Origin of the sequence: Burkholderia crassaminum (genome assembly GCF_964265005.1) — a bacterium.
In the GTDB taxonomy this organism is placed as follows: Bacteria; Pseudomonadota; Gammaproteobacteria; order Burkholderiales; family Burkholderiaceae; genus Burkholderia.
On the sequence record NZ_OZ183801.1, the window covers coordinates 23,514 to 45,795 of the forward strand.

The 22,282-nt window shown below is 67.4% G+C and carries 21 protein-coding genes; 12 read left to right on the forward strand and 9 right to left on the reverse strand.

The genetic code is table 11. The annotated features are described in order from the left end of the window. Nucleotides 1-191 precede the first annotated feature (191 nt). On the reverse strand, nt 192-1,334 hold the full coding sequence (locus ACPTTF_RS33385; protein WP_423371921.1) for a sigma-54 interaction domain-containing protein: 1,143 nt from the start codon (nt 1,332-1,334) through the stop codon (nt 192-194). Beyond that, nucleotides 1,289-2,419 (reverse strand): acyl-CoA dehydrogenase family protein, encoded by a 1,131-nt coding sequence (locus ACPTTF_RS33390; protein ID WP_423372604.1) that lies wholly within the window; start codon nt 2,417-2,419, stop codon nt 1,289-1,291. Before ACPTTF_RS33390 ends, ACPTTF_RS33385 begins: the two co-directional genes overlap by 46 nt. On the opposite strand from ACPTTF_RS33390, the gene ACPTTF_RS33395 reads away from it, so the two are divergent. The 6 genes from ACPTTF_RS33395 (at nt 2,313) to ACPTTF_RS33420 (ending at nt 8,038) form a co-directional block, all read left to right on the forward strand. Further along, nucleotides 2,313-3,083: a hypothetical protein gene (locus tag ACPTTF_RS33395; protein ID WP_423371922.1), complete on the forward strand. Its 771-nt coding sequence runs from the start codon at nt 2,313-2,315 to the stop codon at nt 3,081-3,083. The two genes, ACPTTF_RS33390 and ACPTTF_RS33395, sit on opposite strands and share 107 nt — an antisense overlap. 46 nt (nt 3,084-3,129) lie before the next feature. Further along, entirely contained in the window at nt 3,130-3,690 is a 561-nt protein-coding gene (gene msuE, locus ACPTTF_RS33400; protein ID WP_423371923.1) for an FMN reductase, read from the forward strand. A 36-nt stretch (nt 3,691-3,726) separates the two neighbouring features. After that, nucleotides 3,727-4,830 carry a dimethylsulfone monooxygenase SfnG gene (gene sfnG, locus ACPTTF_RS33405; protein ID WP_423371924.1) on the forward strand — a complete coding sequence of 368 codons (1,104 nt, stop codon included), beginning with the start codon at nt 3,727-3,729 and terminating at the stop codon, nt 4,828-4,830. Nucleotides 4,831-5,004: 174 nt separating this feature from the next. Beyond that, the gene (locus ACPTTF_RS33410; RefSeq protein WP_423371925.1) at nt 5,005-6,234 is read left to right on the forward strand and encodes an SfnB family sulfur acquisition oxidoreductase; all 1,230 of its coding nucleotides are present in this window, start codon (nt 5,005-5,007) and stop codon (nt 6,232-6,234) included. Between the two features lie 34 nt (nt 6,235-6,268). Next, the gene (locus ACPTTF_RS33415; RefSeq protein WP_423371926.1) at nt 6,269-6,577 is read left to right on the forward strand and encodes a hypothetical protein; all 309 of its coding nucleotides are present in this window, start codon (nt 6,269-6,271) and stop codon (nt 6,575-6,577) included. A gap of 12 nt (nt 6,578-6,589) precedes the next feature. Further along, nucleotides 6,590-8,038 carry an APC family permease gene (locus ACPTTF_RS33420; protein ID WP_423371927.1) on the forward strand — a complete coding sequence of 483 codons (1,449 nt, stop codon included), beginning with the start codon at nt 6,590-6,592 and terminating at the stop codon, nt 8,036-8,038. A 99-nt stretch (nt 8,039-8,137) separates the two neighbouring features. Here ACPTTF_RS33420 and ACPTTF_RS33425 read toward each other — a convergent pair whose 3' ends face one another. After that, nucleotides 8,138-8,785 carry a LysE family translocator gene (locus ACPTTF_RS33425; RefSeq protein WP_166966182.1) on the reverse strand — a complete coding sequence of 216 codons (648 nt, stop codon included), beginning with the start codon at nt 8,783-8,785 and terminating at the stop codon, nt 8,138-8,140. Nucleotides 8,786-8,895: 110 nt separating this feature from the next. Between ACPTTF_RS33425 and ACPTTF_RS33430 the strand changes: the two genes are divergently transcribed. Then, a complete protein-coding gene (locus tag ACPTTF_RS33430) occupies nt 8,896-9,747 on the forward strand; it encodes a LysR substrate-binding domain-containing protein (protein WP_423371928.1) in 852 nt (283 codons plus the stop codon). Between the two features lie 28 nt (nt 9,748-9,775). Here the strand turns inward: ACPTTF_RS33430 and ACPTTF_RS33435 are convergent, their stop codons facing one another. Continuing rightward, nucleotides 9,776-10,666 carry a LysR substrate-binding domain-containing protein gene (locus ACPTTF_RS33435; RefSeq protein WP_166966178.1) on the reverse strand — a complete coding sequence of 297 codons (891 nt, stop codon included), beginning with the start codon at nt 10,664-10,666 and terminating at the stop codon, nt 9,776-9,778. Nucleotides 10,667-10,819: 153 nt separating this feature from the next. Between ACPTTF_RS33435 and ydiJ the strand changes: the two genes are divergently transcribed. Continuing rightward, the gene (gene ydiJ / locus ACPTTF_RS33440) at nt 10,820-13,879 is read left to right on the forward strand and encodes a D-2-hydroxyglutarate dehydrogenase YdiJ (protein ID WP_423371929.1); all 3,060 of its coding nucleotides are present in this window, start codon (nt 10,820-10,822) and stop codon (nt 13,877-13,879) included. 89 nt (nt 13,880-13,968) lie between these two features. Here the strand turns inward: ydiJ and ACPTTF_RS33445 are convergent, their stop codons facing one another. From ACPTTF_RS33445 to ACPTTF_RS33455, 3 genes are all read right to left on the reverse strand, one after another. Next, entirely contained in the window at nt 13,969-14,271 is a 303-nt protein-coding gene (locus ACPTTF_RS33445) for an XRE family transcriptional regulator (protein ID WP_166966174.1), read from the reverse strand. An 87-nt stretch (nt 14,272-14,358) separates the two neighbouring features. Then, on the reverse strand, nt 14,359-15,513 hold the full coding sequence (locus ACPTTF_RS33450; protein ID WP_166966172.1) for a branched-chain amino acid ABC transporter substrate-binding protein: 1,155 nt from the start codon (nt 15,511-15,513) through the stop codon (nt 14,359-14,361). Between the two features lie 631 nt (nt 15,514-16,144). Further along, entirely contained in the window at nt 16,145-17,044 is a 900-nt protein-coding gene (locus ACPTTF_RS33455) for a DMT family transporter (RefSeq protein ID WP_423371930.1), read from the reverse strand. A gap of 57 nt (nt 17,045-17,101) precedes the next feature. On the opposite strand from ACPTTF_RS33455, the gene ACPTTF_RS33460 reads away from it, so the two are divergent. The 4 genes from ACPTTF_RS33460 to ACPTTF_RS33475 all read left to right on the forward strand — a co-directional run bounded on the left by ACPTTF_RS33460 (nt 17,102) and on the right by ACPTTF_RS33475 (nt 20,246). Further along, on the forward strand, nt 17,102-18,088 hold the full coding sequence (locus ACPTTF_RS33460; protein WP_423371931.1) for a LysR substrate-binding domain-containing protein: 987 nt from the start codon (nt 17,102-17,104) through the stop codon (nt 18,086-18,088). A 181-nt stretch (nt 18,089-18,269) separates the two neighbouring features. After that, nucleotides 18,270-18,938 carry a nitroreductase gene (locus ACPTTF_RS33465; RefSeq protein WP_166966165.1) on the forward strand — a complete coding sequence of 223 codons (669 nt, stop codon included), beginning with the start codon at nt 18,270-18,272 and terminating at the stop codon, nt 18,936-18,938. 112 nt (nt 18,939-19,050) lie between these two features. After that, nucleotides 19,051-19,506 (forward strand): sodium:proline symporter, encoded by a 456-nt coding sequence (locus ACPTTF_RS33470; RefSeq protein ID WP_423371932.1) that lies wholly within the window; start codon nt 19,051-19,053, stop codon nt 19,504-19,506. A 230-nt stretch (nt 19,507-19,736) separates the two neighbouring features. Beyond that, nucleotides 19,737-20,246: a hypothetical protein gene (locus ACPTTF_RS33475; protein ID WP_423372605.1), complete on the forward strand. Its 510-nt coding sequence runs from the start codon at nt 19,737-19,739 to the stop codon at nt 20,244-20,246. A 53-nt stretch (nt 20,247-20,299) separates the two neighbouring features. Here ACPTTF_RS33475 and ACPTTF_RS33480 read toward each other — a convergent pair whose 3' ends face one another. Then, nucleotides 20,300-21,463: an acyltransferase family protein gene (locus ACPTTF_RS33480; RefSeq protein ID WP_423371933.1), complete on the reverse strand. Its 1,164-nt coding sequence runs from the start codon at nt 21,461-21,463 to the stop codon at nt 20,300-20,302. A gap of 154 nt (nt 21,464-21,617) precedes the next feature. Beyond that, nucleotides 21,618-22,262 carry a glutathione S-transferase family protein gene (locus ACPTTF_RS33485; protein ID WP_423371934.1) on the reverse strand — a complete coding sequence of 215 codons (645 nt, stop codon included), beginning with the start codon at nt 22,260-22,262 and terminating at the stop codon, nt 21,618-21,620. Nucleotides 22,263-22,282 lie beyond the last annotated feature (20 nt).

Consider the following 22,282-nt stretch of genomic DNA (forward strand, 5'->3'; position numbering starts at 1 on the left):
GGCCTTTCGTGTTGCGGAGGATCGTGCGTGCGCCCAGTCACCGGGTGCAGGCGGTCATGTCATGGACGACCGGGTGCGGGAGGGGAACAAGGCGCGCGCTTCGCGCCACGATACATCAGGTTCGAACGTTGCTGCACGGATCGCGGCGCGAAACACGCCGGAGCGGGGCGGCGGCGCGCCCCCATGCGCGGCTACTTCATTGCCGCGATCTCCTTCGCCCGAATCAGCCGCGCACGCAGCACGTTGCGGCTGATGCCGAGCAGCCGTGCGGCCTGGATCTGGTTACGGTGGCTGAACTCGAACGCGACGCGCATCACGGTGTCCTCGATGCGTTCGAACAGGTTGCCGTGATCCTCGTCGAACAGTTCGCGCAGCGCGCGTTCGAGCGCAGCCTGCGCGCCGGCGGCCGGGTCGGGTTCCGGCACGGGCGTACGCCCGGCGGCCGCCGGCATGCCCGGTGACGCGAGGTGCAGGTCGGCCTCCTGCAGTGCGTCGTGGCGGCTCACGAGGAGCGCGTGATGGATCACGTTTTCGAGTTCGCGGATATTGCCGGGCCAGCCGTGTGCCTCGAGCCGGCGCGCGGCGCGCGGGTCGATGCTGCGCGGCCCGTAGCCGAGGCGGCTGCGGTAGTCGTCGAAGAAGTGGCGCGCGAGCGGCAGGATGTCGCCCGGGCGCTCGCGCAACGTCGGCACCGCGAGCTGCACGACGTTGAGCCGGTAGAACAGGTCGCCGCGAAACTGTCCGTTCGCGACGGCCTGCTGCAGATCCACGTTGGTCGCGGCGACCACGCGCACGTCGATCGGCACGCTCGTGCGCGACCCGAGCCGCACGACCTCGCGCTCCTGCAGCACGCGCAGCAGCTTGACCTGCATCGACAGCGGCAGGTCGCCGATCTCGTCGAGAAACAGTGTGCCGCCGTTCGCGGCTTCGAACCAGCCGGGCTTCGCGCTGAACGCGCCCGTAAACGCGCCTTTCTCGTGGCCGAACAGTTCGCTTTCGACGAGCGTTTCGGAGAAGGCGCCGCAGTTCACCGCGACGAACGGCCCGTTGTTGCGGCGACTCAGGCCGTGCACATGCCGCGCGATCAGTTCCTTGCCGGTGCCGGTCTCGCCGACGATCAGCACGTTCGCGTCGCTCGGCGCGACCAGGCGAATCCGTTCGAGGAGCGCGACCGAGCGCGGATCGACGAACACCTGCGCGCGGGCACGAATGGATGTCGCAAGCGCGGGCCGGTCGGGCAGCGTGAGGACGGGCGCGGCGTCGGGCCACGCATCGGATGGGGAGCGGTTCACGAGTAGAAGCCCGGCGTCGGCCAGGTTCGCTTCAATGCCCATTCGCCGATCTCGCGAATCTTGTACGCGAGCGGGTCGTGGAGCGTATGGGTGCGCAGGTTGCGCCAGTGCCGGTCGAGCCGCAGCGCGCCATGCGTCGCGCGCGCACCGGCGACGTCGAACATGCGTGTGCAGAGATCGAGCCCGGTGCGGGCGGCCGATACCTTTGCCGCGGCCGTGGCGAGCGCGACCTCGCCGCGCTCCGCAAGCGTGAGTGCCGCATCGCGCGACCACGCGGCGTCGAGGCGGTCGGCCGCGCGGTCGGCGAGCACGCGCGCGGCTTCGAGCCCGATCCAGAACTCGCCGTACTGGCCGAGGATGTACGGATCGTCGCCGGTGCTCGCGACCTGCGCGCCGGGCCACGGCCGCGCCTCGTGCAGCGTGTAGTGCCGCGCATCGTTGAACGCGGCTTCGGCGATGCCGAGATACACGTTCGTCAGCACGAGCTGCGCGACGAGCGGGCGCAGGCACGCGAACGGCGTCGACAGCGGGCCGGGGTCCGTCAGCAGTTCGTGCGCTTCGACCCGCACTTTCTCGAACGTGACCGTGCCGCTGTCGGTCTGGCGCTGGCCGATGTTGTTCCAGTCGTCGGCGATCGAGATGCCGCTGCGCTGCGTCGGCACGGCCGCGATCAGGAACGCGCGTGTCCCGGCGTCGTGCGCGGACGCGATCAGCATTTGCGAATCGAGCGCCCCCGAACAAAAGCTCTTCTGGCCGCTGAACTCGTGCCATGCGTCGCGCGAGCGGCTGACCGTGCGCTCGTCGAGCGGATTCAGCGCATTGCCCCAGAACCACTGCTGGCGCGCGGTTCGCTCGAACCACGATTCCCACTGCGCCGGCGCGCCGAACAGCCGCACGGTCGCGAGCATCAGGTGATGGAAGCCGAACACGTGCGCGAGCGAACTGTCGGCAGCGGCGAGCACGCGGACGACGTCGAGCGTCGTGCGCCAGCTCGCGCCGAGGCCGCCGTAGGCAGCCGGGATGCTCAGCGCGAGCAGGCCGCTGTCGCGCAACTGGTCGCGCTCGGCCTTCGGCGTGCCGCCCTGCTGGTCGCGTTCGGCCGCGGTTCGTGCAAAGCCGGCCGCCAGGCGCTCGGCGGTTTGCAGGGCGTCGGGAGGGGCCGGTTCGTCGCGGGACGGCGCGCAGGCTTTCCGCGCGGGGCGATACGGAAATGGATGTCATGGCGATCAATGCGTCGGGTCGCTGCACGAAACCGGTCAGGCTGCATCGGGCGCTGCTGACCGGGTGCTGCGTGATCAGCAGAGTGTTCAACGTTTTGCGCAACGCGGGAAACATCGATTTCTGATTACCAATGCGGGATTGCTGCGCTGGACGCAGCCACCCGCGATTCGAACTCGCGGCGCAGCGCCTGGTGGCACGCAAGATGACGATGAAGCAGCCATGCCGGCGCTATCGCAAGGATGCGACGCGTCGCGCCGGCGCATGAATGCGGAAGGCGGAGGCCAATGCATGCCGGCGGACGCCGCGCACCTGCCGGAATCCATGTCGAAGCGGAAAATTGCGTGCGACGCACACGGCACTGCTGACCACGCAGCAGCGCATCAGCAGTGCTGTTTCCCCCGGTTCATCGTGCTGCGGAATATGGTTGTGATGCGGTGGCTGGCACGCTTATCAACGTATCGCGATCGGTTGGGGCGCCATGACAGGCCGTCGATCGCGATGCATTTCGTCATGCAGACGATTGTTTTTCATCGCGATCGTCGAAATGGCACGCTCCTTGCTGATCCATGACGTGACGGGTGCGTCGGCACCCGACTCGACAATGGGAATGCAACCGATGAGCAATGCAATCAACGTGGTCGCGATATCGGGCGGCCTGCAACGGCCGTCGCGTACGCTGGCGCTGACCGACGCGATCGTCGCGGCGCTCGGCGCCGCGTTGCCGATCGATACGAGGCTGATCGAGCTCGGCGAGATCGGCGGCCGGCTGGCCGGCGCGCTGACGCGCGCGCAGGTGCCGGCCGATCTCGATGCGCAGATCCGTGCAATCGAGACGGCCGATGCGCTGGTCGTCGCGAGTCCCGTGTATCGCGCGTCGTACACGGGCCTCTTCAAGCACCTGTTCGATCTCGTGCATCACGAGGCGCTGGTCGACGTACCGGTGCTGCTCGCGGCCACCGGCGGCAGCGAGCGTCATGCGCTCGTGATCGACCATCAGCTCCGGCCGCTGTTCAGCTTCTTCCAGGCACGCACGCTGCCGATCGGCGTGTATGCGTCCGAAAGCGATTTCGACCAGTACCAGATCGCGAGCCCCGCGCTGCGCGCGCGCATTGCGCTCGCCGTCGATCGCGCGGTGCCGCAACTGCGCCCGCATGCGCTTTCCGTCGCGGCTGCGTAGGCCGCCTGCGTTTTCCCTCCCGACCAGGACACACTCATGAGCCATACCGATCCTTCCGCCGACGGCGTCAAGTTCGCCTACTGGGTGCCGAACGTCAGCGGCGGCCTCGTCGTCAGCACGATCGAGCAGCGCACCGACTGGAGCCTCGAATACAACCAGCAGCTCGCGCGCACGGCCGAGGCAGCCGGCTTCGACTACGCGCTGAGCCAGATCCGCTTCACGGCCGGCTACGGCGCCGAATACCAGCACGAGTCGGTGTCGTTCAGCCAGGCGCTGCTGCATGCGACGACGAAGCTCAAGGTGCTCGCCGCGATCCTGCCCGGGCCGTGGCATCCGGCCGTGGTCGCGAAGCAGCTCGCGACGATCGACCACATCTCGAACGGGCGCATCGCGATCAACGTCGTGAGCGGCTGGTTCAAGGGCGAATTCACCGCGATCGGCGAGCCGTGGCTAGAGCACGACGAACGCTATCGGCGCTCGAAGGAATTCATCCAGGCGCTGAAAGGCATCTGGACGCAGGACAACTTCACGTTCAAGGGCGATTTCTACCGCTTCAACGACTACACGCTGAGCCCGAAGCCGGTGCAGAAACCGCATCCGGAGATCTTCCAGGGCGGCAGCTCGCGCGCGGCGCGCGACAACGCGGCGAGCGTGTCGGACTGGTACTTCACGAACGGCAATACGCCGGAGAACCTGAAGGCACAGATCGACGACATCCGCGCGAAGGCGGCGGCGAACAACCATCGCGTACGCATCGGCGTCAACGCGTTCGTGATCGCGCGCGATACGGAGGAAGAGGCGAAGGCCGTGCTCGACGACATCATCCGGCATGCGCACGTCGAGGCCGTGCATGCGTTCGGCGATGCGGTGAAGCAGGCCGGCAGCGCATCGCCGGAGGGCGAAGGCAACTGGGCGAAATCGACGTTCGAGGATCTCGTGCAGTACAACGACGGCTTCCGCACGAACCTGATCGGTACGCCGCAGCAGATCGCCGAGCGGATCGTCGCGCTGAAGGCGATCGGCGTCGATCTCGTGCTTGCGGGGTTCCTGCATTTCATCGAGGAGGTCGAGTACTTCGGCAAGCGCGTGCTGCCGCTCGTGCGCGAACTCGAGGCTCAACGGCAGGCGGTTGCCGCGTGATGCGAGGGCCGGTGCGCGGCGGGCACTCGCGCGTGCCGCGCGCCGGCCGATCGAAGGGGCGACCCCCGCGGTTTTTGCGGGTCGCCCCGGGTTGACGTTTCGGATATCGAAACAGGAGGTCGGCGGATGCTTCCCGGCGCCGCCGGCCGGTTCATGAGCTTTGCCGGAATCGACATGTCTACGGAAATCATCGAAGAAAACGTGCAATCGCAAGCGGGCGCCACGCCCGTTCCCGTCATCGGCTCGGATGCCGAGGCACTCGACGTCGCGCGCCAGGTCGCGGCGCGACTGGCCGAGCACGCCGCGTTACGCGACCGCGAGCGGAAGCTGCCGTTCGACGAGATCGAACTCTTCTCGTCGAGCGGCCTGTGGGGTATCACCGTGCCGCGCGAATACGGAGGCGCGGAAGTGTCGAACGTGACGCTCGCGGAAGTGATCGCGATCGTTTCCGAGGCGGACCCGTCGCTCGGCCAGATCCCGCAGAACCACTATTGCCTGATCGAAGACATCCGCCTCGAAGGCAGCGATGCGCAGAAGCACTTCTTCTTCGATCTCGTGCTGAAGGGCACACGCTACGGGAATGCGTTTTCCGAAGCCGGCGGCAAGAACGTGCTCGATATCCGGACGCGCGTGCATCGTGACGGCGACGCGTTCGTGCTGAACGGCCGCAAGTTCTATTCGACCGGCACGCTGTTCGCGCACTGGATTCCGGTACTCGCGCTCGACGAGTCGGACCAGGCCGTGCTCGCCTTCGTGCGGCAGGGCGCGCCGGGGCTGACCGTCGTGGATGACTGGAGCGGTTTCGGGCAGCGCACGACCGCGAGCGGCACGGTGCTCGTCGAGAACGTGCGCGTGAGCCCGTTCGAAATCTTCCACACACAGCGTTCATACGACCGTCCGACCTTCGCGGGCCCGTTCGCGCAGATCACGACCGCCGCGATCGACCTCGGGATCGCGCGCGCCGCGCTGCAGGACACGATCGCGTTCGTGCAGCAGCATGCGCGCCCGTGGATCGACAGCGGTGTCGAACGCGCGAGCGAGGATCCGCTGACGGTCGCGCAGATCGGCGACATCGCGTACCGCGTGCACGCGGCCGAAGCGCTGCTCGCGCGCGCGGGCCGCTTCGTCGACGCGGCGAAGCGCGAGCCGGGCGAGGAAACGGTCGCGCAGGCCGCGATTGCGGTAGGCGAGGCGAAGATCGCGACGACCGAGGTGTCGTTGCTTGCCGCGAGCAAGCTGTTCGAGCTCGGCGGCAGCAAGTCCACGCTGGCGAAATACAACTTCGACCGCCACTGGCGCAACGCGCGCGTGCATACGCTGCACGACCCGGTGCGCTGGAAGTATCACGCGATCGGCAACTACTACCTCAACGGCGTGAAGCCCGCGCGCCATTCCTGGAATTGACCGGCTCGCGCCGGCATCTCGATCGCAACGAAACATGGGCGAGGAAATCAGGCTGAACGCTTTTGCGATCGACCGTCCGGGCCAGCTGTCCGCTGGCTTGCGGCGGCACGCGGACGACCCATCGCATCGCCGTACCGATCTGCGCCACCGGCCCGCGCTCGCTACGACGCTCGAGCGCGGGCTGTTCGATGGCCGGTGCATCGCCGGCGTGCCTGGCGTGTACGCCTGCGGCGCATGCTTTCGCGCTGTCGCACCGGCCGCCGCTACCAACGCCACCAACGCCACCAACGCCACCAACGCCACCGAGGCGGACAGCGTGCACGTGGCGCCGCTCCATTCCTGACGAGGTCAATCGATGAGTCATCCAGCAAGCCCCGCGCAGGCACTGCCCGCGCAGCATGCCGTGCCGCAGGCGGGCGGCCTGCGGCGCAACTACCTGAGCCTGCCCGAACTGATCGCGCAGTCGATCGGCCTCGTCGGCGTGTCGGGCGGGATCGGCGTGCTGATCCCCGCCGTATTCGCGACGGCCGGCAACGGCACGTGGCTCGCGTACCTGTTCGCGATCGTCGCGCTGCTGTTCGCGTCGTGGAGCATCTCGGTGTTCGCACGCGATTCGGCGTCGCCGGGTGCACTGTATGCGTACGTGTCGGCCGGCATCGGGCCGGTCTGGGGCGCGATCTGCGGGTGGTCGCTGCTGATTGCCTATGCGGTGGCCGCCGCGGGCATCCTGCAGGGGACGATCAATACATTCCTCGTGCTCGGCCGCGAAACGGGGCTGCTCGGCAGCGCGACGCCGGTCGGCGCGGTGCTCGGGCTCACGGTCGTCACCGCGTTCGCCGCGTGGTACATCGCGTTTCGCGACATCCGGCTGTCCACGCGCTTCACGCTGTTCGTCGAACTCGCGACGCTGCTGCTGATCGCCGTCGTCGTGATCGGGACGATCGCGTTCGGCGGGCATCCGGTCGATCGCGCGCAACTGACGCTCGAAGGCGTGAAGCCGACCCAGCTGCAGCTCGGGATGGTGCTCGCGTTCTTCAGCTTCACGGGGTTCGAGAGTGCGACCGTGCTCGGCGCCGAAGCGCGCGACCCGTTCCGCTCGATCCCGCGCGCGGTGCTGATCAGCGTCGTCGGGCCGGCGATCCTGTTCGTGATCGGCGCGTACGGGATGGTGAGCGCGTTCCACGGGCAGACGCCGCCGCTCGACCGGGTCGACGGCCCGCTCGCGGTGCTCGCGCATCGGCTCGGGGCCGGCTGGGTCGGCGTGCTGATCGACGCGGGCGTGGCGTTGAGTTTCTTCGCGGCGTTCTTCTCGTCGATCAACGCGGCGGCGCGGATCGTCTATACGTTCGGGCGGCAGGGCGTGCTGCATGCGTCGACGGGCCAGGCGCACGAGCGCAATGCGACGCCGCACGTCGCGGTGGCGCTGATTGCGGTGCTGGCGCTGGCCACCGCGCTGGTATTCACCGCGCGCGGCACCGCGCTACTCGATTCGTATGGCTATCTCAGTTCGATCGCGACGTATGGCTGGCTGCTCGCGTACGTGCTGGTGGCGATCGGCGCGCCGCTGTATCTGCGTCGCCAGGGCCGGCTTCGCGCGCGGCATGTGGCGATCAGCGTCATTGCGGTCGTGCTGCTCGCGATTCCGCTGGCCGGCAGCGTGTATCCGGTGCCGGAGGGCGTTTATGCGTGGCTGCCTTACGTGTTCGTCGCGCTGCTGACGATCGGGCTCGGGTGGTTCCTGGTGCTGCGCGTCCGGTTTCCGGAGCGCTTGCGCGAGCTGGAGGCCGAACTGCTGACGAAGTGAGCGTGGCACGTGCCGCGTCTGCGGCAGGTTCCCGGCGTGCCGGCCGGCCGGCGACGCTGCCGGCCGGCCGATTCCGTTTCATGGCCTCGCGCGCGGACGTCACGCCATGCCCGCCATCTTCGATGCATCGACCACCATCTGCACGCCGAGCCCGCCGAGGATGAGCCCCATCGCCCAGCGCTGGGCGAGCAGCAGCGTCGGGCGCCCGTGCAGGAACCTTGCGATGCTGCTGGAGCAGATCGCCACCGTGCCGTTGGCGCAAGCGAATGCGGTGATCAGCAGCGAACCGAGAAACAGCGATTGCCCGAGCACACTGCCGTTCCGGTAGTCGATGAACTGCGGCAGCAACGAAATGAACAGCATCGCGAGCTTCGGGTTCAGCACGCTGGTCGTCGCGCCCATCGCGAGCAGCCGAAGCGGCCGCTCGCTCGGCAATGCCTGCACCTCGAACGGTGAACGGCCGCCGGGCCTGACGGCCTGCCACGCCAGATAAAACAGGTAGGCCGCACCGACCACGGCCAGCCCGCTGCCCGCATAGGGCACGCTCATGAACAGCGTCGTGATGCCGAACGCCGCGCCGAACATGTAGAACAGGTAGCCGATCATCACGCCGCCGAGTGAAATGAGCCCCGCCGTGCGGCCCTGCGCGATCGAGCGCGACATCACGTAGACCATGTTTGGCCCGGGCGTGACCGCGAGCATGCCGCCGATGACGAGAAATCCGTAGAGCGATCCGGACGTATGCATGTCTGATGATTCCTGCAACGAGTGAGGGCTGACGGGAGTCATTGTCCGACCGTGGAGGGGAACAGTAAAACGGGATAAACTGAATCGATTGATCAGTTTTTCTGAATAAGATGAAAAAGCTCGACCTCGATGTGCTCGCGATGGTGGTGGCCGTCGCGGAATCCGGATCGTTCGCTCAGGGTGCGCAGGCCGTGCACCGGTCGCCGTCGGCGGTGAGCATGCAGATCAAGGCGCTGGAAGACGCGCTCGGCAAGCCGCTGTTCATCCGCGACACGCGCAACGTGACGCCGACCGGCGACGGCACGATGCTCGCCGAATACGGCCGCCGGATGCTGGCGTTGCGCGACGAGGCATGGGCGTCGGTCGTGCGCCCGGAGATTCGCGGCCGCGTGACGATCGGCGTGCCCGACGACTACATTTCGTCGCTTCTGCCGCAGGTGCTCGGCAAGTTCGCCGCGATGCATCCGCGCGTGGAAGTGCGCGTGATCGGCCAGCCGAGCAGCGCGCTCGTGCCGATGCTGAAGGACAACACGGTCGACCTCGCGTGCCTCACGCGGATCAAGGGCGTGACCGGCGAGCTGATCCGGCTCGAACCGCTCGTCTGGGCCGGGTCGCCGAAACGCAACGTATGGGAGGAGCGGCCGCTGCCGGTGGCCTTTTTCACGCACGGCGGCAGCATGGCGCGCGATCAGGCCGTCAAGGCGCTGAACCGGCGGAAGATCCCGTACCGGATGTCGTACGAAAGCCCGAGCCACCTCGGCCTCCTCAGCATGGTGGAGGCCGGGCTCGCGGTGGCGCCGCTGGCGCGCTGCTGCATTCCCGATCATCTCGTGCAGCTGTCGGAAAGCCACGGGCTGCCGCCGCTGGGCGAACTCGAGGTCGTGCTCGCGCGCAGCGCGCAGTCCGCGCGGCCGCCATGCGACTACCTGGCCGAGCAGATTCTCGGCGAATGGCGTACCTGAACCTGAGCGGCATGCCGGCGGCCGTGTTTCAGCACGACTTCAGCAGCCATTCGCGGAATGCGACGAGCGACGGCAGCGTCTCGTTCCCCGGCGGATAGACGAGGTAGTAGCTGCGCTGGCTGGTGATCGCGTCGCCGATCGACACGAGTTCGTTGCGGCTCAGCTCGTCCTCCACCAGCACCTTCGGCACCAGCCCGATCCCCATCCCGGCCCGCACGGCCTGGATCAGGTGCGACGTCAGCTCGAAGCTCGGGCCGATGCGCATCTGCCGATGGTCGAGCCGGTAGTGCGAAAACCATTCGGCCCACGCCTGCTGGTTGCTCGTCACGCCGAGCAGCGTCTGCTTCGCGGCCCACGCCGGCGAATGCGCGTCGGCCTTGCGGCGGCGGCCGGTGTCCGGCGGTGCGATCGCGATCAGGAACTCGTTGTACAGCCGGTGCGCGTGCAAACCCGGCCAGTCGCCCGCGCCGACGGTGATGGCCGCATCGAGGTCGTCGTTGAGGAAATCGATGGCGCCGATCCGCGAATGCAGGTGCACGGTCACGCCCGGATGCGCGGCGTAGAAGTCGTGCAGGTGCGGCAGCAGCCATTTCGAGCCGAACGTCGGCAGCGTCGCGAGCCGCAGCGTGCCGGCGCCCGCCTGGTGGGACATCGCCTGCAGCGTCGCGCCGCGGATGCGCCCCAGTGCGCCGCTCAGCTCGGTGAAGTAGCGGCGCCCGACCTCGGTCAGCTTCACGGAGCGGCCCTCGCGCCGGAACAGCGGCACGCCGAGTTGATCCTCGAGCGTCTGGACTTGCCGGCTGATCGCGCTCTGGCTCAGCGACAACTCCTCGGCCGCGCGCGTGTAGCTTTCATGCCGCGCGGCGGCCTCGAACACGAGCAGCAGCGACATGGACGGGGTGAGGCGACGGTAATTCATGAGTTTTATGCAATATTCGCCGGGGGAGAATTCGTTTGTTTCTCACGGAAATTCCAAAGATACTGGAATTCCCGGTTGTGTGGAAACTTGCTAAAAAATCATGTTTCCGCACACGCGAACCGGCCGGCCCCACTCACACTGCGCCTTTGCCCCATGTCGATCGCCTCGTTGCCCCGCCCCGCCAGCCCGCCCGCGCATGCGTACCGTGACTTTCTCGCCGCGCTGCAGGCCGCCGGATTCGCCGGGGATATCCGCGCGGACCATGCGAACCGGACGGTGCAGGCCACCGACAATTCGATCTACCAGCGCCTGCCGCAAGCGGTGATCTGTCCCGCGCATGCGGACGACGTCCGGCTGCTGGCGCGGCTGCTCGCCGAGCCCGCGCATCGCGACGTCGCAGTGGCCGCGCGCGGCGGCGGCACGGGCACCAACGGGCAGTCGCTGACCGACGGCGTGGTCGTCGACTTGTCGCGCAACATGAACCGCATCCTCGAAATCGACGTTGAGCGCCGCTGGGTGCGCGTGCAGGCGGGCGTCGTCAAGGACCAGCTCAATGCGGCGCTGAAGCCGCACGGGCTGTTTTTCGCGCCGGAACTGTCGACGTCGAATCGCGCGACCGTTGGCGGGATGATCAACACCGACGCGAGCGGGCAGGGCAGCTGCACGTACGGCAAGACGCGCGATCACGTGCTGGAACTGGATTTCGTGCTGATGGGCGGCGAGCGGCTGCACAGCGCCCCGCTCGCGGACGACGAGCTGGAACACCGCTGCGCGCGGCAGGACCGCATCGGCAAGGTGTATCGCACCGCGCGGCGCATCAGTGACGACAAGGCGGCGCTGATCGACGCGAAGTTTCCGAAGCTCAATCGCTGCCTGACCGGCTATGACCTCGCGCACCTGCGCGAACCCGACGGCCGCTTCAACCTGAACAGCGTGCTGTGCGGTGCCGAAGGGTCGCTCGGCTTCGTCGTCGAGGCGAAGGTCAACGTGCTGCCGATCCCGAAGGTTTCGGTGCTGGTCAACGTGCGCTATGCGGGCTTCATGGACGCGCTGCGCGACGCGCGCGCGCTGCTCGCGCACCAGCCGCTGTCGATCGAGACGGTCGATTCGAAGGTGCTGATGCTGGCGATGAAGGACTTCGTGTGGAGCAGCGTCGCCGAGTATTTCCCGCAGGATGACGCGCGTCCGACGCTCGGCATCAACCTGATCGAATTCAGCGGCGACGATGCCGACGACGTCGACGCACGCGTGCGTGCGTTCGTCGACCATCTGCGCACCGATACCAGCGTGGAGCGCCTGGGTCACACGCTCGCGGCCGGCGACGATGCGGTGAAGCGCGTGTACGCGATGCGCAAGCGCGCGGTCGGCCTGCTCGGCAACGTGCAGGGCGAGGCGCGCCCGCAGCCGTTCGTCGAGGACACCGCGGTGCCGCCCGAGAACCTCCCCGCGTACATCGCCGAATTCCGCGCGCTGCTCGACGGCCACGGGCTGCAATACGGGATGTTCGGGCACGTCGATGCGGGCGTGCTTCACGTGCGGCCGGCACTCGACATGAAGGACCCGAAGCAGGCGGCGCTGGTGCGGCCGGTGTCGGATGCGGTGGCGGAGCTCACGCAGCGCCACGGCGGCCTGTTGTGGGGCGAGCACGGCAAGGGCGTGCGCTCCGAATATGCGCCGGCGTTTTTCGGCGAGCTGTATCCGTCGCTGCAGCAACTGAAGGCCGCGTTCGATCCGCACAACCAGTTCAACCCGGGCAAGATCGCGACGCCGCCGGATCACACGATGCGGCTGCTGAAGATCGACGAAGTGCCGACGCGCGGCGACCACGACCGGCAGATCGACGAGCGTGTGTGGCAGAGCTACGGCACCGCGATGCACTGCAACGGCAACGGCGCGTGCTACAATTTCGATCCGGACGACGCGATGTGCCCGTCATGGAAGGCGACCCGCGAACGCGTGCAATCGCCGAAGGGGCGTGCGTCGCTGATGCGCGAGTGGTTGCGCCTGCAAGGGCAGGCCGGCGTCGACGTCGTCGCGGCGGCGCGCGCGCGGCAGCCGTTCCTGCGCGGGCTGGCCGTGCGCTGGCGCAACAGCCGCGCGGCGCGCAACGGCGAGGCCGATTTTTCGCACGAGGTGTACGACGCGATGGCCGGATGCCTCGCGTGCAAATCGTGCGCCGGGCAGTGCCCGGTCAAGGTCAACGTGCCCGAATTCCGCTCGCGCTTTCTCGAGCTGTATCACCAGCGCTACCTGCGGCCGCTGCGCGACTACCTGATCGGCTCGCTCGAATTCACGATGCCTTGGATGGCACGCGTGCCCGCGCTGTACAACGGGCTGATGCGCGCCGGCTGGGTGCGCACGCTGCTGGAGCGGCACGTCGGCATGGTCGACAGCCCGCTCTTGAGCCGCTTCGATCTCGCGGCCGTGATCCGCGAATGGCGCGTGAAGCCGGCCGACCCGCAGGCGCTCGCCGCGTTGAGCGACGCGCAGCGCGCACGCAGCGTCGTCATCGTGCAGGACACGTTCACGCGCTATTTCGATACCGAGCAGCTGGCGACGCTGATCGAGCTGGCGGCGCGCACGGGCTTTCAGGTGTGGCTCGCGCCGCTCGCACCGAACGGCAAGGCGCTGCACGTGCAAGGCTTTTTGCGGGCGTTCGAGAAGGCGGCGATCCGCAATGCCGGGCAACTGGCGGCACTCGCGCGCTCGGGTGTCGCGCTGGTCGGCCTCGATCCGGCGATGACGCTCACGTATCGGCAGGAATACCTGAAAGTGACGGGGCTCACCGACGTACCGACAGTGGCGCTGCCGCAGGAATGGCTGCTGCACGCGCTGCCGGAAGCCGGCGCGGGCGTCGCGCCGCGCATCGCCGGTTCTTACCGGTTGCTGCCGCACTGCACCGAGAAGACCAATGCGCCCGACAGCGGCAAGCAATGGGCACAGGTGTTCGCGCGACGCGGGCTGCGTTTGCAGGTTCAGGCGACCGGGTGCTGCGGGATGTCGGGCACCTACGGGCACGAGGCGCGCAATCTCGAGACGTCGAAGACGATCTATGCGCAGTCGTGGGCGGTGCAGGTCGATGCGGCGGATATGGAAGGCGAGGCGCTGGCGACCGGCTATTCATGCCGCAGCCAGGTGAAGCGGATGTCTTCGAAGCAGGTACGCCACCCGTTGCAGGCGCTGCTCGATCACGTGCGGGCGGCGGGGGGATGATCGGGCGTCGCGTGTCGCGGTGCCCGTGAGATGACTTCTTTCCTGCGTCGGGCGGCAAGCATTGTGCCGCTGTCGACGCGTGCCTGTGCTCAGGCGTCGGCTTTCGCCGTCTTTCGGGAGCGCGGCTTGTCCGCCGCAGGGAACACGCCGACGCCGCGCGGCCGTTTCGGCTCGATCCGCATCTGCCGGATCACGCGCCGGAAATCGATCTCGTGCGCGGCCAGCGTGCCGATCAGTTTCGCGATGACCGCGAGGTGGGACGGGACGGTGCCCTTGCTCGAATAGTTCGTGATCGAACTTTCGTTCATCCGGATCAGGCGGGCGAACTCGCGCGCCGTCAACTGTGCCTTCTTCAACTCCTGTTGAAATTCCGCATACGCCATTGCACACATGATGCTTCGTCTCCGTGAATCAGAAATCGGCCCGCGCGGCGCCGGCGCCGACGGGTGGCGTTCCCGTCGTGCCGGCGCCGCGTCGGGTTACATCTTCACCTGGTCGAGGAAGGTCTTCTTGCCGCTCTTGTAGCCGTAGATCGAGATGATCCCGTGCGTCAGGTCGCCCTTCGCGTCGAAGGTCGTCGTGCCGATCACGCCTTCGTACTTCGTCGCCGGCATCGCCGCGAGGATCTTCGCCGGGTCGGTCGAGTTCGCGCGCTTCATCGCGTCGACCGCGATGTAGACCGCGTCATACGCGAACGGCGCATCGAACTTGATGCCCTGGTTGAAGCGCTTCTGGTACTTCGCGAGGAAGTCCGCGCCGCCCGGCATCTTCTCGAGCGCAGCGCCTGCCTGCGAGCACAGCACGTTGTCGGCCGCCGGGCCGGCCAGGTCGGCCAGCGAGTCGGTGCACACGCCGTCGCCGGACAGGATCTTCGCGCGCAGGCCGAGTTGCTTCGCCTGCTTCGCGAGCGGGCCGCCGGTTGCGTCCATGCCGCCGTACATGATCGCGTCCGGGTTCTCGCCCTTGACCTTCGTCAGGATCGCGCGGAAGTCGACGGCCTTGTCGTTGGTCGCGTCGTGCGACAGCACCTTCAGGCCGAGCGCCTTCGCCTTCTTCTCGAACTCGTTCGCGAGGCCCTGGCCGTACGCGGTGGAATCGTCGATCACCGCCACGCTCTTCACGCCCTTCGCCTGTGCGTAGCTCGCGAGCGCCGGGCCTTGCTGCGCGTCGGTCGCGACCACGCGGTACGTCGTCTTGAAGCCTTGCTGCGTGTAGGTCGGGTTCGTGGCCGACGGCGAGATCTGCACGATGCCCGCGTCGCTGTAGATCTTCGAGGCCGGGATCGACGTGCCCGAGTTCAGGTGGCCGATGACGGCGACGACCTTGTCGTCGACCAGCTTCTGCGCAACCTGCGTGGCCTGGCGCGGGTCGGCCGCGTCGTCCTGCGCATCGAGTTGCAGCGTGATCTTCTTGCCGCCGATCGTCAGGCCCTTCGCATTGATTTCCTCGACCGCGAGGCGTGCGCCGTTCTCGTTGTCCTTGCCGAGGTGCGAGATGCCGCCCGTCGTCGGTTCGACGCTGCCGATCTTGACGACCTGGTCAGCCATCGCGCTCGACGCGGCCGCAAACGCGGCGGCAGCCAGTGCAACGGTGATCAGGGGTTTGCAGCGCATGCCGACAGTGCTTCGTTCCATCTGCCATCTCCGATTTGAATGATCTTTCTATTGACGTCTCGACCGGCCGACGGCGAGGTCGGGGCGATCGGACGAGTCTCCATACCCATCATGGGCTTCACTGCATCGCGTCCTGCCCGCCGGCGTGACGCCCGGGTGAGCGGGCCGGCCGGGGCCTGACAGCGTGCAATTCGTATGAATATATATGAAGCCGATTTTGCGCGCTGCAGCGAATTGCTCGACGGTACGACTGGCGCCCCAAGTGCGAGGGCGCCGGATGCCGGAAATCGTGCGCCGCGGCACGCCACAGGCTGCGATTCGCTGTCGACGGCCTTACGGCCGCATCCATTATTCGGCCGGCGGCCGGGACGAAGCCATGGACACTGATGCGCGGTCAATCCGGAACTGTTCGGTCGATTTGTCTGCACAGTTTGGACGATTGCGATTGCGCATCGGGTTGAACGGCCATGTTTCATCGGAATTGGTGTCCTCGTTTGAGCGCAACTAACGGTCAAGTCCGGCGGCGTTGACGAACTGGCGCGAGTCGGCAACCGGCGCCGCACGATCGGCTTCGCAAATGCCGGGGTTCGTCCCGACCGGCTCGCTTGCGCGATCATCGGGCCGACCGTGCCGGGCCGATGCGGCGTCGCTCCTAAGCGCGTCCGCGCAACGCGACGAAGATCACACCGGCAATCGCCAGCAGGCCGCCGCACACCGTCTCGATCCCCGGCTGCTCGCCCGTCAGCACCATCGACAGGGCCGTCGCGACCGCCGGCGTCAGATAGAGGAAGTTGGCGGCGCGCGCCGCGCCGAAGTAGCCGAGTGCGAAGGTCCAGGTCGCGTAACCCAGCGCGGCAGGGAAGATGCCGAGCATCAGGACGGCCAGCATCGTGTCGCGTGACCCGCTGCCCAGCGCCACGAGCGCGCCCGGCAGCCACGGCGTGAGCAGCAGCGCGCCGGCCAGCAGCGTGTAGGCGGTGCAGGCCAGCGCGCCGTAGACCGGAATCAGCCGCCGCTGCAGCACGAAATAGCTGGCCGAACACAGGGCCGCGCCGAGAATCAGCGTGCTGCCCGCGCCGAGGACGAGGCCGCCCGGCTGCCCGCGCGCGATCACCGCGATGCCGGCGAGGCTGACCAGCGAGCCGAGCCAGCCCCAGCGATTGAAGCGCTCGCCGAGAAACACGGCGGCCAGCAGCGCCGTGAAGATCGGCAGGGTGTTCACGATGAAGCTCGCCGCGCCGGCCGACACGGTCTGCTCGCCGGTATTGAGCAGCGCGTTGTAGAGCGCGATGCCGAGAAAGCCGCACAGCAGGAAGCGCAGCGCGTCGCGCCGTGTCGGCATGCGCGGCCGCCGCACTACCCACCACGCGACGATCAGCACGGCCGCGGTGGCGAAACGCGCCGCCGCGAGCTGCAGCGGGGTCAGGCCATGCAGGCCGATCCGGATGAACGGGAAAGCGGACGCCCACGACACGATCGTGAAGGCGACCGCGCCGGCCGCGACCAGCGGCTGCCGCGCAGTGCGCGACGACGGTGTGGAGAGTGTGTTCATGCGGCGATGATGCGGCGTGGCGAGATGTTAAGCTAGCGCACAGATCAGCATGCGGATATGACGATGAATCACAGCTCGAGCCGGCGGCCGACCGGCGCTTCAGCCCGCGCGAAGCGGGGCCCGGCGGCGTTGCCCGCCGCCGCGCCGGCGCCGGGTTCGCGGCCGCCGCTCGCGAGCCTGGAGACGGTGTGCACGGTCGCGCGCGAGGGTTCGTTCCTGGCCGCGGCCGACGTGTCGGGCGTGACGCACGGCGCGATCAGCCGGCGGGTGGCCGCCGTTGAAAACTGGCTCGGCCTGCGGTTGTTCGAACGTCATGCGCGCGGCGTGCGCCTGACGCCGGACGGGCAGCGCTTCGTCGGCCGGATCGAGCAGGCGTTCGCGATCATCGACAGTGCGGCCGATCAGTGGCGCTCGCCGCGCGCGCCGCGACTGGTCAGGATGAGCGTGGTGCCGGCGTTCGCGCAGCTGTGGCTGTTCGAGCGGCAGCATTTACTTGAGAGCGAGGCGCCCGCGTTGCGGATCGAACTCGGCATCGATCTGCGCAACGTGGATATCGCCGGCGGCGAAGCGGACCTGTCGGTCCGGTACGGGCGCGGCAACTGGCGCCAGCTCGAAACCCGTGCGTTCATGCCGGAGCGGCTCTATCCGGTCGCGCATCCGCGGCTCGCCGCGCAACTGGCCGCGGAGCGCCGCCGGCGCGGCGATGCCGCGTTGCTCGACATGCCGTTGCTGCACGATTCCGATGTGACCGGCTGGCGCACGTGGTTCGATGCATTGGGCGTGCCGTTCAAGCCGCGCGCGCAGGATCGCCGTTTCGAGGATTACAACCTCGTGCTGGCCGCGGCCGAGGCAGGGCTCGGCGTGGCGCTGGCGCGCGTACCGCTCGCCGACGCCTATCTCAAGCGCAGCGCCCTCGTGCGCGTGAGCCGGCACGAGGTCGATTCGGTGCTCAGGTATTACTTCGTGCACGCGAAGGGGGAGAATCGGCCGGAGGTGCTGGCGTTGATGGAGCGGATGCGGGCGGCGGTGGCGGCAGGCGGCTAGCCGGCATGGCTGTGGCGGCCCGTTACTGCGGGCCGGTTGGTGCGAAGGACGTGGTGTGCGATTCGAAACACTAGGCCGGCGCCGCCGGATCGACGACAATGCGACCGCGAAAACGATGAGGTAGAGAGATGAACGAAAATCGAGAATGCATGCATCCGTTCGGATGCAAGCGAGGTCAACAATGAACAAGCCGGACAAGTCGTCGAAAGCGCGTGCCGCGCTCGACCAGCTGTTTTCGGGCATGGCGCCCGCGGATGCGACGCGCGCGTCACGTCCGGGCAATCCGTTTGAAGCGAGCGCAGACGAGGCATCCGCCGGCACGGGCGGGCGTGGCGGTATCGAAGTCACGCTGTCGACCCGGATCCAGTTGCGCGGCTATCCGAATGCGGACGCATTCATGAAGCGCATGGCCGAAGCGTGGGGGCTGGAGTGGGGGATGTACGACAGCGTCAAGGCCATCGCGACGCTGCCTGCCGGATGGCGAGCGCGCCGGCTTCCGGAAGTCACGCAGATCGTCGACGGACACGACGTGCTGCGCGCGGAGAGCAGCCTGCAGGGCGGCGAGATGTCGTACCTGAAAGTGCATCCGCGGTACTACATCGACGCCCGCAAGGGGCTCGGCTGGGGCAAGTCGTCGAAGGCGTCCGACGATCCGGATCTGGACGGCCCCGACTGGAACTGCTTCGTGGTCGATCGCGAAAAGTCCATCGAAGTGCATGAATTGACGACTTCGTCGCTGAAAGCCGACATGGACAACGCGCGGGCGACGTTGCTGAAATGGCTGGACGAAAACTATCCGAAGCATCGCGATCCTTTCGCTTACTGGACGGATTGCGAACGGGTTTCGTAAGGTTGCGTGGCCGCCCGGTTCGGTATCGCGGGCACACGCTGCACGACCGGCGCCGGAGCGGGTGGGGTGCACGCCGCTTCGATGCCTCGGCCGGTTGTGATGGGGGCGCCAATTGAAACGAGCCAGTGTCGTCCCGATTCTCTGGGCGGCGTTCGGTGCGGCGGTCGGCTCGACCGTCGTCGAGCTGCTGCTCTGGCCGATCGTCGGCGATGACGCGATCGGGAACCTGTTGCGCGACGCACGCCTCACGGCGGCCATCGTGATGGGGCGCCGCGTGCTCGGCGTATCCGCCGGCTTCGATCCGCTGGTCATGGCGGTGGCGACCCTCGTGCATCTGGTGCTGTCGCTCGTCTATGCGGCCGTGCTGGCGAAAGCGATCCGCACCCTGTCGCTCGCGTCCGCGCTACTCGCGGGCGGCGCGTTCGGCCTCATCCTGTACGCCGTCAACCTGTACGCCTTCACCGCGATCTTCCCGTGGTTCATTCCGGTCCGTGGTGCGATTACGCTGGTGGCCCATCTGGTATTCGGGATCACGGCGGCGGCCGCCTACCGCTTCGCGAGGCGCTAGGCCGGACGCCGGCCGCGGCATCGACTGTCGAGCGTTCCCGCGTTGCTCAATCGCACCAGACCCCTGGAATAAGCGGGCGCGCCGCATCGTTTAGCCGGCAGGAGACCCTGTACGAAGCGGCGGTGCGTTACCGCCGCGTGGTGAATCGTGCGCGAGCAATCCGATGTGTCGGGCGCCGCCAGCGGCGCCAAGCGATCGAGTGGTCGGGGGCAATCAGGCAGGAGCCGATCATGTGCAACTTGTTTCGATCCGGGATAGGGTTCGTCTGTCTCGGCTGTTCCGTGGCGGTCTTTGCGCAAACGTACGACGATCTGGCGGACGACAGTGCGAACTGCCGTGCGGTCGTCGCGCGAGCGAACATCGACGGCACGGAGCAGCAAATCGTGGGGCGTGCGTGCCTGCAGGACGATGGCACATGGCAGTTCGTGCAGAGTCCCGACGGTAGTGTTCTATGGTATCCGGCGGTGGACTATCCGTATGCCGACCTGTGGTACTGGGGGCCGCCGCTTTTCATCGGCGCGGGCGTGGGCTTCGTCTTCATCGATCGTTTCCACCGCTTCCACCATTTCCATCACGCCGATCAGGTCGTTCACGTCAACGGGATGGAACATCGCCGCTTCGGCATGCCGATCGGCGCCGGTTTTCACCATGGCGCGTTCCCGGTCGGCGCGCATCGCGAATTCGGCGGCATGCACGCGTTCGGCGGCATGAGCGGGGCGGGTGGCATGCGGCGACATTAGGCTGGCGTTTCCGGTTTGATCGTGCGCCTTCTCCCAGCCAGGCATGGTTGCACTTACAGGATCGACGCGAGTCTCGGCACCCGGAGCAGGAGGCCGGCAATCAGGTAGCACGTGACGCAAGCGACACCGCCGGTCACGGCGAATTTCAGGAACGGAGACACCGGCACGGTTCGCCATACGAGGGCGACACCCACCAGCACCGGGGGGTGGATGATGTAGATCGTGTACGCGCGTCGGGACAGCGACTGCCATGCGCCCGTCAGTCGATCGAAGTGCCGCTGGAAACGGCTGACGAGAAACAGGCTCGTTCCCCACGCGACCAGCGGCTCCCAGAACGCGTAGATCACCGCCTGCGGGCGGCCGCGCAATGCAGGAACGTGCTTCGCGAGCAGGTAAGCGATTGGCAGGACAGGGAGTGCCAGCAGTGCGATGCGCCACCACAGTCCGACCTGCCGGGCCGGCAGATGTGCGATCCAGTGCACGTGCGCGGTCCGGCACCCGGCTGCGTACAACACGACGTAGCTCGCGAAGTAGCCGAGCTGCAGCCCCCATACGTTGGTACCTACCGGCCATCGGGACCGCAACGCCAGTGCCGCGATACCCGTGAGCAACGCCGCGGCGGCCAACGTCGTGTCGGAAGGAAAGGGGTGCCGGGCGGGGTGGTTCGTTTCGCGTGCCACGGTGCGCCCGAAAGCGATGTGCCGGAGCACTGCAACTGCGCTGAACATCAGCAGCGCCTCGGCGAACCACATCGGGCCGTTCTCGAACGTGCCTTTGCGCCACAGGCGGCCCAGCGTATCCGCGAACGGGTGGCCTGCGCCCGATTGCGCCAGGGCGATCGTTGCCGGGCCGATCACGAAGCCATACACCAGCAGAGGCAGGCCGAGCCTGATGAACCGGTCGGCGAGGAAACGGGCGGCGCCCTTGAGATCGATGGATGGCGACGTGTAATAGCCGGCCAGGAAAAAGAACAGGCCCATGAAAAAAGCCTGGTTGATCGCGCAGAAGAGCGTCAGCAGTGCGGACTCCACGGACGGGCCGGCAGCCACCTCGTGGTAGTACCACCCGCCGAGCGCGCCGTATGTGATCGCGCAGTGGTGAAAGACCACCAGCAACGTCAGGCACGCGCGCAACGCGTCGAGGCCGGCGTTTCGATGGACGGCTGCCGCCGTGTCTTGCCGAAAAGCGAAGTCGACCGGAATGTCGTGAGCGCTCATCACCTTGCCTGCGTGGTTGGTCAGCCGTGACCCGCCTGGCGACTATCCTGGTCGCGACGACGCATGCATATCCGGCGGGCGTACAGGTCGGCACCCTACACCGTTGTTCTTACAACCTTCCAACAAACTGTCCCGCCGTTGGCGCGGCGCCCGCTCAGTCGAGTTTGCCGCGCAGGTCGTCGAACGGAATCATCACGTGCGTGCGATACGCGGGCCGCGCTTTCAGCCGTTCGTACCACGCTTGCACGTGGGGTATATCCGGCCGAGCGATGTCGAGTTCGAAATAGCGGTATAGATGCGTACCGGCCGCGATGTCGGCGAGCGTGAGCGCGTCGCCCGCGAGAAACGGTTGCCCGGCCAGCACCGCATCGAGTGTCCGGAAGTGTTGCGCGCACTGCGCGATGCTTTGCTCGACGCGCGCCGTGTCGCGCTGCTCGGGCGGCGTCCGGAAGTAGCCGCGGAACACGCCATTCAGGAACGTCGGTTGCAGCGTGGTTTGCGTCCAGTCCAACCAGCGGTCGGCGCGCGACTGTACCGCCGGATCGTCGTGCCAGAAGCCGGGGCGTCCGTAACGCGCGGCGAGGTAGCGCAGGATGCTGTGCGATTCCCAGACGACCGTGCCGCCGTCGTCGATCACGGGTATGCGCCCGTGCGGGTTCATCGCGAGAAATCCGGGCGTGTCGAGCACGCCGAACTGCCCGCCGGCCGGCACGTGCCGATGCGCGAGCGCGAGCTCGTCGACGAGCCACATCACCTTCTGGACGTTGAATGCGTTGCGGCGCCCCCATACGGTCAGCATGCCGGCCTCCTTGTGTCGTG